This is a genomic window from Algoriphagus sp. oki45 (assembly GCF_036245605.1).
In the GTDB taxonomy this organism is placed as follows: Bacteria; Bacteroidota; Bacteroidia; order Cytophagales; family Cyclobacteriaceae; genus Algoriphagus.
In genome coordinates this window covers 1-333 of record NZ_BTPC01000026.1, presented here as the reverse complement: position 1 = coordinate 333, position 333 = coordinate 1, and the positions used below count along the sequence as shown (strand labels likewise).

General features: G+C 60.1%; 1 protein-coding gene. It reads left to right on the top strand.

What is annotated here, in order from left to right; all coding sequences use genetic code 11:
• Positions 1–288, top strand: a 288-nt coding sequence (locus AAA942_RS20265) for a hypothetical protein (RefSeq protein WP_338222131.1), incomplete at its 5' end; no start/stop codon positions are given.
• Positions 289–333 lie beyond the last annotated feature (45 nt).

The window sequence follows — 333 nt, the reverse complement described above, 5'->3', positions numbered from 1 at the left end:
GCCCCCCCCCCCCCCCCCCTCACCACTTGCTACGTACTGGACCAAGCTGGTTTTTCCCAGCGCCGAGTCTCGCCCCCAGGACAGTACGAGCGGCCACACGCTGCAGCTTGCACGGTGTTTCCCTGCCCAACACCATCCTCCCATCCCGGCGGTCAGCGCACATCGGACCCCGGTCGGACCTTTCCACTTTCCAACTCCTTTCTTCCCACTCCTCGGTCATCTGACATCGGACACCGGACGGACATTTCCACTTTCCAACTCCTTTCTTCCCACTCATCGGTCATCTGACATCGGACACCGGACGGACATTTCCACTTTCCAACTCCTTTCTTC